Origin of the sequence: Acidovorax facilis (genome assembly GCF_023913775.1) — a bacterium.
GTDB classification, from domain to species: Bacteria; Pseudomonadota; Gammaproteobacteria; order Burkholderiales; family Burkholderiaceae_C; genus Acidovorax; species Acidovorax facilis.
The window spans coordinates 1-12,497 of the sequence record NZ_JAMXAX010000155.1 but is presented as its reverse complement, the minus strand read 5'-3'; the positions used below and the strand labels follow the sequence as shown (position 1 = coordinate 12,497).

Here is a 12,497-nt window from a genome sequence, read left to right as displayed (position 1 = left end):
TGCAGGGCTATCAACATGGCTTCACTCCCTGGGTGGATTGCAAGGACTCTATCAACTCCTTTAGAACCGCTCGCGCCATGAAGAGTGGATAGCGTTTGGAGTCTATGCAATCGTCCGGGATGTGACAATTAGCAAGGTTTCCTTAAATCAAATTTTGTTTGATGACAAATAATCACCGGCCAAAAACGCACAGGGGTGATGCTTTCGGGCCGTCGCTACAAGCAAGTTTGATGCCTGTGGTGATGTGATCGTTGCACTTTGCAACGGAGGGGGATGCTAATGGCCTATTTGTATGTCCGCCACAGGGGTAAACACCTTTTACCCGTGGGGGTGTTGGTGCTGTGCAACAAAGTGGAACATTTTTCCTGCAGCGCCCCGGCTGGGCTCTCGGGCGCTTCGTCGATGCCGATGGTGCAGGCCCGTCCGGGCGAGCACCGATGCGGCGCACGGGGCTCTGTGGCCGCAGGCTCAGCACGCGGCGGGTAGGTGGTTTAGGCCTGGTCGCGTGCAGCTCCGACGATCAAGTCGTAACAGGCTTCAGAGACTTCGGGCCCAATCAAATGCTCGGATGGATATGGTGCCCATCAGGAGCGATATTTTTGAGGCGGCTAGATAATCGCTTCTACCAGGGCGCGGGCCATGGCGGGTGCTGTTGGGTATTTGCCGGTGTCGACGGATATATAGTTTCCGAGTCTTTGAATGCCATATTCCGACCGGGAGTGCAATGTGGAATCTCGGTCCGAAAGCACACCTTGCCCGACAGCAAAGACCCATCCGCCTTGAATGGTGGAGCGCTCCGCTTGCTCGCGAATTTGCGCTACCCACGGTAACAAGGATTGGAGATGGTCGAAAATGGAGTTTGGCAAGTTCTCCAAGTTCTGGGCAGTCAAATGAGGCTCCGGTGGTGAAATATCGGAGCTGTCCACGCGCAAGCCATCGGAATACCAGGAGAGATAGAAATCCCGCCCATTGTAATTTTTGATGTCTCCGAAGGGGCCGGTGGCAATGACCACACAAGGCGTATGAACCGGTTCTTTGGTGCGCAAGAACAGTGACTGGCGGTATCTGTGTGACCAAACTCCCGTGGGCTCCAGCCCAGCAGTCCGGTCTATGGCCAATCGGCCTTGCCACAGCGAGTTGATGACGTAGTCGAATGGTCCAAAGATGCCTTCGGAAGTTTCAATTTCCCACTTGCCGTCGATTCCATCTTTTGCGGGGCGCACCGCCGTGATGCGGGTTTTCATAAACTGCTGGATCGATGCTTCTGCGTCCATCGCAGGTATGAATCGTTCAGCCACCCAATTGGTGTCAACGGATCTCTCAGGAGTCCGAAAGCCCGCAACAATATCTGTCGATGATGTCAACCCAGCCAGTTCGGAAGTGCTCAGCGGGTGAACCCGACTGCCAGACGCATCTGCCAGGTATTGCGCCGCATCTGGGTGATTGCGTACACGCTCGACGACCTTCTCCATGTACGTCTTCATTTCTGCTGCAGATGTCACGGATTTGCGGTGACACAGGTACAGATCATCTTCGGAAGTGATCGCTGGAGCGAGGGATGTGCCGACCAATTCCTCGATCAAGGGGCGAAATTTGAGCCCGCCGGGAATGACACGGTCCGCAGTGCTCAGGGACGGATCTGCGCTGTAGAGGCAGCCTAAGTGGATTTTCCCTTCATTCCATCGGCTCGCTGCGCTGAATGGTTGCTCTGCCATATCGAAGACAGATACTTCGATTCCTTTGCGGGCCAGAAATATCGCAGTCGAACAGCCCATGATTCCGGCGCCAAGGATGGCAATTCGGGAAGTCTTTCGCATTTATATCAGTTCCAGGTGGATATATATGACTCTGGATCATACGGTTCGCTGGCCAATACCAATAGCACGGAATTCGAGACGAGGTAAGTCTGGCGGCACCACACGCCTGCGCCCAAAAGGAGGCCTGGCCCCGCTGGGGTGAGCGCCGTAGTGGCTTCTTCGTCCCCCTTTCTGAGCAAAAGGTCGATTTTCCCTTGCAGGCAAACCAGCAGTTGTTCCCCACTGCGGTGGCCATGCTCCCCCCGGATGGAGCCGGCGGGGACGCCTGTTACGGTGAATACGCGCCGTGGCATGAACGGAAGGCGGTCGAAGTCGAGCGGTAGCAGGTCGCCACGCTCGTCTGAATGAATGGGGAGATCAACCAGGCGAGCTCGCCCTCCAAACCAGCTCGAACAGGAAGCCGGGTCGGTGGTATTTATCACTTGCCCTCGCCGAGTCGATCAGGATTATTGTGGTAGAGCCATCTTGCCAAGGGACTGGCAAGCGTGAGCTTTTGCTCAGTGGTAAGGCCGGATATCCAGATTTCGCGCATTATGGCCGCGTAAACTTCATAGATCTGGTGCTTGGAAAACTGCCAGCTTCTCGATAAGCTTCCAGGCTTGTAATACTTGTAGCACAGGGTTTTGGGAACCCGTGCGAATTCTCCCAAAAGGCTCATATGGAACAGCCATGGCCAGTCTGCCGAAAATTCTCCCGCATGGTGGGTTTTGAGGCCGTTGATTTGCCGAGCTTGACCGAGGCGAAATAACCCTCGGTTGGGCACCCACCATTTATTTTTTCCACTCATCATGAGAACACCCCGCTGAACCGGGTCACGAACGCCTTCAAGTTCGGTGAATACCCAGTGTTCTTCCGTTCCGTTGGTGTTTGTCAGGTGAACGTCTGAATAACTCATGACGACCTCTGGCCGTGCGTCAAGCACTTCTACCAGCAGCGTGATGTAGTCAGGGTTCAGGATGTCATCATGAAATGCAAAAAGTACGTAATCAGCTTCGGCCTGATTGAGCAAAAAGTTGCAGTTGCCCACATACCCTAGCCGCTGCGATTGGCGGATTACTCGGAAACGAGCATCTTTCTGAGCATGGGCGATGCAAATCTCATAGGTCGAATCATTGCACTCATCGACAGAGACGATGACTTCCAGGTGTGGGTAAGTCTGGGCTGAGAGAGAGTCGAGGGTTGCTTGAATGAACGCCGAAGACTGCCACGCCGGAACCAGCGCGGCCACTTTGGAGGGCTTTGAATGGGGTTGCATGGGTTGGGTGAAGTGAACGCCAACGCCCAGTGTAGTGGGACTGAACAGGTGGGCGGGGCGACAACCCGCCACCATCCACTTCACGCCTGCTGTGTGCGTGAATGCCGGGCAGAGTGGGGGCTAAGTTGGGGCACCCCACGGCGTACCCCCAATGCGCTTGGGGTGCTCCTTCCAGTCGTTAGAACCGATACGTCGAAGTCAGCGTGTACGTCCGCGCCTGCCCATAGAAACAATCCCCCCGCGCCAGGCACTGCGTGATGTGCACCTTGTCCGCCAGGTTCACCACGTTGAAGGCCACGCGCCAGTCGCCTGCGTCGTAGGCCACCATGGCATCGGCCAGCGTGGCGGCCGGGGTGCTGATGGCGCTGGTGCCGCTCCACTGCGAGCCGGTGTAGCGCACGCCAGCGCCCACCGTCCAGCCGCCACGGCCTTCGCTGGCGAAGCGGTGGCTCAGCCACGCGGATGCTGTGTGCTTGGGCACGCTAGCAACCGGGGTGCCCTGGTCGCCGGCGTTGCTGCGGCTGATCTTGGCGTCAGTGAAGGCATAGCCCACGGTGAAGTCCCAGTTGCGTGCCAGGCTGGCCTGCACCTCGGCCTCGAAGCCCTTGACCTTCACTTCGCCGATCTGCAGGCTGTTGAGCGGGTTGGTCGGGTCGGTGGTCTTGCGGTTCTTTTCGCGCAGCTGGTAGACGGCGGCGAAGGCGTTGATGCCCTGGCCAGGCGGCTGCCACTTCACACCGGCCTCCCACTGCTCGCCGCGCTGGGGCTTGTAAGGCGTTCCATAGGCGTCCACACCGCCCAGGGGCTGGAACGACTCGGAGTAGCCCGCATACGGTGCCCACCCGCCATCCATCTGGTAGGTGACGCCCGCGCGTTTGCTCCAGGCCTTGTCGTCGGCTGCAGCGGCGGGTCGGCCTTCGGTGTCGCTCTTGGCGTTGTCGTGGCGCAGGCCCAGCGTGGCGGTCCAGCGGCCCCACTTGATCTGGTCCTGGGCGTAGAAGCCCAGCTGGCGCTGCTCGACGCTGGGCACGCGTGCCAGGGCCGATGCCGATGGCGCCGTGAAGTTGCCGTACACGGGGTTGTACACATCGATGGCCGGTGCCACGGCGCGCCAGCTTTGCTGGCCCCAATGGTTGCGCTGCACATCGAGGCCACCCAGCACGGTGTGCTCGGTTTCACCCCAGCGCAGCTTGCCTTCGACCTGCGTATCTACCAGCAGCATGCGCGCGTTGCCCAGCGTCCACGAGGCGTCGCGCAGCACGGTGCGGTTGTCGGCGTTGAACACGGGGCGCGCGGGGCGGCCCAGTGCGGCATTGGCGGCAAAGCTGGTGTACAGCGTGCGGTAGTCCACGTCGCTCACACTGCGGCGCAGGTTCTGGCGCACGGTCCAGGCGCTGTCGATCTGGTGGCTGAACAGGTAGCCCCAGGAGGTGCTTTCGGAGTTGTAGCGGTCCCAGCCGGGTTCGCTGATGAAGGTGTTGGTCGGGATCTGCCCGTAGCGGTTGGGCAGCTGCGTGCCCTGCCAGGGGAAGAAGCCGATGAGCGAACCGCTCTTGTCCTTCTGGTGCGTGAGCTGCAGCGTCAGCGAGGTGGCGGCGCTGGGCTTCCAGGTGACTGTGGGGGCGATCACTAAGCGGTCGTCGCGCACATGGTCCACCTGCGTGTCGCTGTCGCGGCCCACGGCCACCAGGCGGTAGAGCCATTCGCCATCCTGCGTGAGCTTGCCGGTCATGTCGGCGGCGAGCTGCTTGCGTGCGTTGCTGCCCAACTGCACTTGCACTTCGCGCTGCGTTTCGGCTTGCGGGCGCTTGCTGGTGAGGTTGAGCACACCGCCCACGCTGCCCTGGCCATACAGCACCGACGAGGGGCCGCGCAGGAACTCGACACGCTCCAGCGTGTAGGGGTCGGGCCGGGTGTCGTTCCAGTAGCCGATGAAGCGCACCATGCCATCGAGGTACTGCGTCACGTCACCGCCGCGCGCCTTGAAGGTGTCCTGGCGGCTGTCGAAATAGTTGGACACGGCGCCTGCCGTGTACGCCGTCACCTGGCGCAGCGTCTGCACGCCCTGGGCCTCCATCTGGTCGCGGGTGATCACGCTGATGGCCTGCGGGGTTTCGATGAGCGGGGTGTCGGTCTTTGTGGCGCTGAGGGCGCGCTTGGCCACAAAGCCGGTGACCGGCGCGGTGGGGCTTTCCTGCTCGGCGCCCGCACTCACGGTGACGGGGGCCAGGGCTTTCTCTGCAGCGGGCGCCGTGGGAGCGGTGGGGGCTGTGGGTGTGGCCTGCTGCGCATGGGCGGCGCCGCACAGGGCGAGCAGGGCCGCGTGCGCGATGGCGGTGCGGCAAACGGTGATGCCAGATTGCATGGTGCTGTTTCTCCGATGGTTGAAAAAAGGGGGCGGGCCCGAAGGCCAGGCACGGCGCGTGGCGCGCCTGGAACGCTTGGCTTTGGGGCTGGCGATGGGACAGGCGCAGCCTTGGCGCAGGTCTTCAGAACGTGTAGTCCAGCGACACCTGCAGGCTGCGTGGCGTGCCGGGCACCACGGCGCCAAAACCGGCGGCGGTGGTGGTGCCGTCGATGTAGTAGCGGCGATTGCCCGCGTTCTTCAGGTTGGCCTGCAGCCGCACGCCGCCTGCAAACTGGTAGCCCACGGCCAGGTCGGCCACGGTGTAGCCGGGCAGGCGCCACCTGTTGTCGTTGGCCGTGAACTTGTCGCCCTGGTGCACCAGGCCACCACCCACCCACAGGCCTGGCAGCTGGGGCAGGCGGTATTGCGTCCACAGCGATGCGGTGCGGCGCGTGGCCCGCTCGACGCGGTTGCCCACGTTGGCACCGGCCGTGGTGTCGGCCAGCACCTTGGGGTCGTGGAAGCTGGTGTTGGCCGTCACCGTCCAGCCGGGCGTGATGCGGCCCTGCAGCTCCAGCTCGATGCCCCTGATGCGCTGGCGCGCGGTGAGCACCGAGTAGCCGGGGCGCGCCGGGTCGGTGGCGGGGGCGTTGGTCAGCTCCAGGTCAAAGGCCGACACGGTGGTCATCAGGCGCTGGTCCAGCCATTCCTGCTTCCAGCCCACCTCCAGCTGCTTTCCCTCCGAGGGCGGGGCCGATTGCGCCCCCCACACCAGCGTGCCCGAGTTGGCCTGGAACGAGCGCGCATGGCTCGCGTAGAGCATGCTGCCCGGGCGGGGCTCCCAGCTGATCGCCGCGCTCGGCTGTGTCTTGCTCACGTCGGTGACGGGCGTGGTGTAGGCGTCTTTGAAGCGGTCGTGGCGCAGGCCCAGCAGCAGGCCGAAATCGCCCAGCACCATCCGGTCTTGCACAAACACGCCGGTGTTGCGGGCGTCGGAGGAGAGCTTGCCCACGCCGGTGGAGGCCACGGGTGGCACCAGGCCTGCAACGGGGTTGTAGAGGTCGATAGCGCCCAGGCTGCCTGTGGTGCGCGCGCCATAGAAGCCCGCAATGGCGCGCCAGTCCAGGCCTGCCAGCACCGTGTGCTTCACGGCGCCGGTCTGCAGCTGCGCGCGCAGTTCGGCCAGAGCCGTGTCCGACGTGTATTTTTGCCCCGGCGCCATCCAGTAGCCGCGCGCCACGCGGCCGTTGGTCACCGGGCCCATGGGCGACACGATGTTCACGTTGCGAAAGGTTTCATTGCGCGACAGGTGCACGCGGCCTTCCAGCTGGTCCGAAAAACGGTGCTGCAGCTCGGTGGAATAAAAGCGCAGATGGCCGTCGGTTTTCAACCATGGCTCGCCGTAAAACGCGCCCACCGGCAGCACGTCCGCGCTGCGTGGGTTCTTGGGGTCGGGCACGGCCAAGTCGGAGGTGGAAGTGCCGTCGATGCTTTGGGTCTCCGCCTGCGCGCGCCAGACGGTGTCGGGCGTGATCTGCCACTCCAGGCTGCCCGCAATGCCTTGCTTGCGCGGGGTGTTGCCATCCACAAAACTGCCGCCCCGGCTGGCGCCGCCGTCCAGGCGGTAGCGCAGCGTGCCATCGGTGGTGAGCGGGCCGGTCAGGTCAAACTCGGCACTGCGCCAGCCATGGCTGCCTGCGCCGATCTTCACGGTGCGCAACGCTTCGGCCTGGGGCCGCTTGCTCACGTAGTTGACGAGGCCGCCGGGCGCGACCTGGCCAAACTCCAGGGCGGCCGGGCCCTTGATGACTTCCACCCGCTCGATGTTGAACAGCGGTGGGTCCAGCAGGTGGATGAACTTGGCGCCGTCGCGCAGGAAGTTGTAGGTGTTGTTGGCCCACAGCCCCCGGATGGAGAACTGTGAGTACGAGCCATAGTACTCGCTGCGCGACGACACGCCCGAGGCATTGCGCAGCACATCGCGCTCGGTGGTGGCCATCTGCTGCTCCAGCAACGCGTTGTCGATCACGCTGACCGAGCGCGGCGTCTCCAGCACCGACAGGCCCAGGCGCGAGCTGCTTTGCGCGCGCCGTGCGGGCGTGGCGGCTTCGCCTGCCGTGGAGTCGATGACATCGACCTGGCGCAAGGAGGGGGCGGCTGCTGGAGCGTCGGAGGGTATGGGGGCCGGTGCGGGTGCTGTGCTGTTCTGCGCGAACGCGGTGCCGCACACAGCCAGCAGCGCGGCGTGCGCCACAGCGGTGCGCAAGAGATTGGGGTGAATCATGGCGCTATCGAAGTAATAGCTGTCGGCGCTTTTACGTAAAGCGCTACAGCCCATTTTTAGTGATATGAATGCCAGCCGCCCGAGCGTGCCAAGGCAGTACCACGCGCCGCGAGAGGGCGGTGGTTTGTGCGGCTAGCAAATCGGCGGTGGCGGCAGCCGGGGCTCAGTGGGCCTTGGGCGGCTCGGGCAGGGCAGGCGACGCCATGCCGTCGGCCAGCACAAACGTGAGCGTGGTCACGTAGCTGGCTTCGCCGTACTTCTCGCCGTGCACTTCGCCGGGGGTCTTGTCGCTGTGCTTGACCTCGGCCACGTACTGGCCCTTCCAGGGGGTGACGAAGGTCACCGTGCCGTCTTCACCGGCCTCGGCCTCGCGCGTCCAGCCCGACGGGGCGGCCAGCTGCACCTTGGCCTTGGGCAGCGGCGCGCCCTTGTAGACCACCTTCAGCTCGCCGGGCTTGCCGGTGGGCACCAGGTCCAGCGGCGCAGTGGGTGCCACGGGCTTGGCCAGGCTGGCCACCCAGCGGGCCGAGGGCTGCCAGATCATGGCAGGCAGGTTGCGCTTGCTGCGGTCGATCAGCGGGTAGCTGGCGGCGGCGAACAGGGTGTCGGGCGTGCCCGTGGTGGTGTAGACAAAAGCGTCTTTGGCGAGCTGGCCTTCCACGCGCTGGGCGACGGCACCCGCGCGTTGTTGTTCCAGTGCGGGCACACCCTTGAACTGGTCCAGCCGGCCGGGCGAGGTCTCGCGCAGGTTCTCGTTGAACTCGCCAAAGTGCAGGCGCGCCTGGCCGCCAGCGTTTTCGAGCCAGACCTGGTGGGCTTGGGCGGAGTTCACCGCAGTGAGGGCGGCGCAGGCCAGCAGGGCGGACAGCAGCGGGGCTTGGAGGCGTTGGTTCGAGGACATGGACGTTTTCCTTTCGGTGGTTTGGTGACAGCAAAAACAGCGGAGCGCAGTGCTCCACACCCCCGGCGCTACGGGGGAAAAATACTCATTTTTTGATAGCTGCCTGCGCTTGTTGGATAAGCGCTGGGTGGCTTTTTTGACCCTGAAATGGGTCTTGGCAGTGCCTGTGTGGCGCGGGTTGCCGCTTTAGAAGTCCACGCTCACGCTCAGCGACAAGGTGCGCGGCGCACCCACCACCAGGTAGCCCGAGCCGGGGTAGCCGCCGACTGAGGCCCAGTAGTTGCGGTTGGTCAGGTTGTCGATGCGGGCGCGCAGTGTAACGAGCTTGCCTTGCACTTCCGTCATATAGCGGGCACCCACGTCGAGCCGGTTCCAGCCGGGCACGCGCAGGGTGTTGGTGGCGTTGGCATAACTGGCGCCGGTGTGCACCCAGCGGCCGTCCACGGCCAGGCCCGGCACGCCGGGCACGTCCCATTCCGCCCCCAGGTTGGCTTGCAGCTTGGGCACACCGATGACGCGCTGGCCGTCGGTGGCGGCAGCGCCGGTGGTCAGCTGCTTGGCATCCAGCCACGTTAGGCCGCCCAGCAGGCGCAGGCCCTGGGTGGCCTCGCCTTGCACGGCCAGCTCGATGCCCTGGTGGCGGTCCTTGCCGCTGGTGCTGAAGAGGTTGGCCGCGTTCAAAAACGCACGCGGCTTGGTGGTGGAGAACAGGGCCACGCTGCCGCCCACGCGGCCGGCGTCAAACTTGATGCCCACTTCCTTTTGTTTGGAGACATACGGCGCCAGCATCTCGCCCCGGTTGGTCGCCGTGCTGGGCGCGGTCTGGCCCTGGCTCAGGCCTTCCACATAGTTGGCATACACCGACAGGCCCTTGTTGACCTTGTAGACAGCCGCCAGCAGCGGGCTGGTGCGGCTCTGGTCGTAGCGGTCGGTCTGCAGCCCAGTGCCGTAGTCGTAATTGGCGATCTCCATCTTCTGGTGGCGCAAGCCCACGGTGAAGAGCAGGCGGTTGTCCATGAAAGCCATCGTGTCACCCAGCGCAAAGCTGGACAGGCGCGTGCTGCCGGTGCGCAGGGGATTGGCCAGGTCGCCGCCAAACAGGGTGTTGGCGCTGAAGCCGGGCAGGTTGGTGGCTATGGGGTTGTAAAGATTGGTGGCGTGCGTGTTGCGCCAATCCATGGCGTAGGCGTTCTTCTTTTCGAAGTCGTAGTGCGACGCCACCGCCACCCATTCATGCCCCACGCTGCCGGTCTGCAGCTTGCCACGCAGGCCCAGCTCGCCGGTGTTCACGCTGTCCTTGCGGGTGTTGTCAAAGCGGTAGGTGGTGGCGGCGCCGCTGGCGGCGTTGGTCACCGTGAGGTTGGCCAGTGAATTGGCTTCTTCGCCACGGCGCGCGCCCGCCGCAGCCCAGGCCGTGGTGCTGGGAGACAGGTCCCACTCGCCACGCAGCGTGCCGAACACATCGCGTTCGTTGGAGTAGCTCCAGGGCTGGGCAAAGTTGGTCTGGTTGTTGGGCACGTTCGGCACCGTGGTCACAGCGCTGCCCAGCGTGACGTTGGTGCGGGTGTTCTTGAGCTTGTGGTCCTGCCAGCCGACGTCGCCCGACAGGCGCACGTCACGGCTGCGCCAGTCCAGGCCCACGGCCAGCAGGCCGAGCTGCACGTCTTCGTGGTCCACCGCCGTACCGCCATTGCGGGCAGCAGCATTCACGCGGATGCCCGTATTGCCATCGGGCCCAAAGCGCCGGGCAATGTCGGCCGCCACCTGCGTCTGGCCGCCGCTGGCCACGCCAAAGGTCACGCGGTTCAAAGGCTCGTTGGGCGCGCGCTTGGGCAGCAGGTTGATGCTGCCGCCCAGGCCGCCGCCGTTGGGGCTGGCGCCGTTCAAAAAGGCCGATGCGCCGCGCAGCACCTCCACACGCTCGAACAGCTCGGTGGCGATGTACTGGCGCGGCAGCAGGCTGTACAGGCCGTTGTAGGCCGTGTCGTCCGAATCGAGGATGAACCCCCGGATGAAGAACGCCTCCTGAAAATTGCCAAAGCCACGTGCCACGCGCACCGTGGGGTCGTTCTGCAGCACATCGCCCACGCTGCGGGCATGGCGGTCTTGAATGAGTTCGTTGGTGTAGCTGGTGATGGAAAACGGCGTGTCCATTGCGTCCTTGGTGCCCAGGATGCCTGCGCGGCCCCCACGGGCCACCTGGCCGCCGGGGTAGGCGGGCGACAGGCCTTGCGCCGATGCGTCGGCGCTGGCGTTGACCGTGACGGTGGACATGGTTTTGCCGTCGGGCTCGGTGCCGCTGGCCGTCGCTTGCGCCCAAGCGGCAGGCGCGGCCAGTGTGAAGAGCAAGGCGGCTAGGGCGACCGGGGTCAGGGCAGGGTGGCGTGGGGAACGGGGATTGCGCATGGCGTGGTGAAGGTGCGGGGAATGTTCAGAGTGGCGTGGCGCTGGCGTTGGTGCCCGCTTCGTCGGCATCGGTGTGGGGTTTGTCATGGGCGCGTTGCGCAGTGGCCTTTGGCGTGGTGCGCGGCCAGCAGGTCCAGCCCATCACCGCCACCGGAATGCCCAGACCCACCCACGACCACCAGTCGCCCCAGGTGTCGGACACCAGTGCCGTGATGAGGCCGGTGGTGGTCAGCACACCCATCACGATGGGCCAGCCCCACAGCGACCAGAAAGGGCTTTGCTTCATGCGCGGCCCTCCGTACGGGGCAGCGGGCCCGTGGTGCGCGCGGCAGCCGTTGTGGGCAGGCTGGTGTGGCCTTGCACAGTGGTGGCCGCCGTGGTACTGGCGTTGCTGGTGCTGCCCGCCTGCACGCCCTTGCGCAGCCACAGATACAGCCCGCTGCCCAGCACCACGATGGTGGCAATGTCGAGCAGCGCCCAGAGGATCTTCATCGGCATGCCACCGTAGTCGCCAAAGTGCAGCGGCTGCGAAACCAGCAGCGCCGTCAGGTACCAGGGCAGCTGGGGCGCTGCAGTGACCTGCGCCGTGCGCGCATCCACCAGCACGGGCTTGAGCAGGCGCGAGGTGAGCGGCTCGTTGCCCCGCAGGAAGAACGTGTTGTGATGCGGGCTGGAGAACGCCGTGCCCGGGAACGCGATGAACGACAGCTTGGTGCTCGGCGCCTGGGCCTGCGCCACCTCCAGCGCCTGTTGCAGCGGCCCGCGCTCTGCGGCGGGCACGATGGACTGGCCCTCATAGGGCTTGAGCAGCACCGACAGCTGGTCGTACTGCCAGTACTTGATGAGCAGATCGGCCCACGTGTTGATCATGCCCGTGCCGCCCACCACAAACGCCCACACCAGCGTGACGATGCCCAGCAGGTTGTGCAGGTCCAGCCACTTCACGCGGGTCGAGCGATCACGCCGCACCTCGCCAAACGCGAGCTTGCGCATGAACGGCGCATACAGCACCCCCCCCGTGACGATGGCCACCAGCAGCAGCAAGCCCATGAAGCCCAGAAACAGCTTGCCCGGCAGCCCCGCAAACAGGTCCACATGCAGCTTGAACATCACGTACATGAAGCCCTCGTCAAACCGTGGCTGCGCCAGCACCTGGCCCGTGCGCGCATCCACCGCCACGGAGCGGAAATCATCGGTAGGCGCCGGTGTGGGCGTGAGCGTGACGAACCACACGTTGTCATCATCCTCCGCGTGCGACGCGAACTGCACCACACGATCCGGGTGCAGCGCATGCGCGGTGGCCAGCACCTTGTCGAGGCTGGCGCGCGGCGTATTGGCGGGCATCGGGGGCGCCTCCACCTCGGTACCCAACAGGTGGCCGATTTCGTGGTGAAAGATCAGCGGCAGGCCCGTGATGCACAGCAGCAGCATGAAGACGGTGCACACCAGGCTGGACCACTTGTGGGTCCAGCTCCAGCGGCGCAGGG

The 12,497-nt window shown here is 64.3% G+C and carries 9 protein-coding genes; all 9 read right to left on the bottom strand.

Going from position 1 to position 12,497, the window contains the following annotated elements:
• Positions 1-608: 608 nt before the first annotated feature.
• Complete coding sequence (locus NFX52_RS26555) at positions 609-1,817, bottom strand: NAD(P)/FAD-dependent oxidoreductase (protein WP_252635890.1); 1,209 nt, start codon at positions 1,815-1,817, stop codon at positions 609-611.
• A 5-nt stretch (positions 1,818-1,822) separates the two neighbouring features.
• The gene (locus tag NFX52_RS31165; protein ID WP_082437464.1) at positions 1,823-2,239 is read right to left on the bottom strand and encodes a sugar 3,4-ketoisomerase; all 417 of its coding nucleotides are present in this window, start codon (positions 2,237-2,239) and stop codon (positions 1,823-1,825) included.
• A complete protein-coding gene (locus NFX52_RS26550; protein ID WP_207402158.1) occupies positions 2,236-3,072 on the bottom strand; it encodes a glycosyltransferase family 2 protein in 837 nt (278 codons plus the stop codon). The genes NFX52_RS31165 and NFX52_RS26550 overlap by 4 nt, the downstream gene beginning before the upstream one ends.
• Before the next feature lie 178 nt (positions 3,073-3,250).
• On the bottom strand, positions 3,251-5,437 hold the full coding sequence (locus NFX52_RS26545) for a TonB-dependent siderophore receptor (protein WP_055398615.1): 2,187 nt from the start codon (positions 5,435-5,437) through the stop codon (positions 3,251-3,253).
• A gap of 124 nt (positions 5,438-5,561) precedes the next feature.
• Entirely contained in the window at positions 5,562-7,703 is a 2,142-nt protein-coding gene (locus tag NFX52_RS26540; protein ID WP_252635889.1) for a TonB-dependent siderophore receptor, read from the bottom strand.
• Positions 7,704-7,866: 163 nt separating this feature from the next.
• The gene (locus NFX52_RS26535; RefSeq protein ID WP_055398617.1) at positions 7,867-8,604 is read right to left on the bottom strand and encodes a TonB-dependent receptor; all 738 of its coding nucleotides are present in this window, start codon (positions 8,602-8,604) and stop codon (positions 7,867-7,869) included.
• Between the two features lie 186 nt (positions 8,605-8,790).
• Positions 8,791-11,010, bottom strand: coding sequence for a TonB-dependent receptor (locus tag NFX52_RS26530; RefSeq protein ID WP_055398618.1), 2,220 nt, complete (start codon positions 11,008-11,010; stop codon positions 8,791-8,793).
• Between the two features lie 25 nt (positions 11,011-11,035).
• Positions 11,036-11,296, bottom strand: a complete 261-nt coding sequence (locus NFX52_RS26525) for a hypothetical protein (protein WP_055398619.1) — start codon at positions 11,294-11,296, stop codon at positions 11,036-11,038.
• Positions 11,293-12,495 (bottom strand): PepSY-associated TM helix domain-containing protein, encoded by a 1,203-nt coding sequence (locus NFX52_RS26520; RefSeq protein WP_252635888.1) that lies wholly within the window; start codon positions 12,493-12,495, stop codon positions 11,293-11,295. The genes NFX52_RS26525 and NFX52_RS26520 overlap by 4 nt, the downstream gene beginning before the upstream one ends.
• Positions 12,496-12,497 lie beyond the last annotated feature (2 nt).

Excerpts from the sequence above, each read along its gene's own strand:
- NFX52_RS26545 (WP_055398615.1), bottom strand. The coding sequence starts at position 5,437 with ATGCAATCTGGCATCACCGTTTGCCGCACCGCCATCGCGCACGCGGCC.
- NFX52_RS26555 (WP_252635890.1), bottom strand. The coding sequence starts at position 1,817 with ATGCGAAAGACTTCCCGAATTGCCATCCTTGGCGCCGGAATCATGGGC.
- NFX52_RS26530 (WP_055398618.1), bottom strand. The coding sequence starts at position 11,010 with ATGCGCAATCCCCGTTCCCCACGCCACCCTGCCCTGACCCCGGTCGCC.
- NFX52_RS26525 (WP_055398619.1), bottom strand. The coding sequence starts at position 11,296 with ATGAAGCAAAGCCCTTTCTGGTCGCTGTGGGGCTGGCCCATCGTGATG.
- NFX52_RS26550 (WP_207402158.1), bottom strand. The coding sequence starts at position 3,072 with ATGCAACCCCATTCAAAGCCCTCCAAAGTGGCCGCGCTGGTTCCGGCG.
- NFX52_RS26535 (WP_055398617.1), bottom strand. The coding sequence starts at position 8,604 with ATGTCCTCGAACCAACGCCTCCAAGCCCCGCTGCTGTCCGCCCTGCTG.
- NFX52_RS26540 (WP_252635889.1), bottom strand. The coding sequence starts at position 7,703 with ATGATTCACCCCAATCTCTTGCGCACCGCTGTGGCGCACGCCGCGCTG.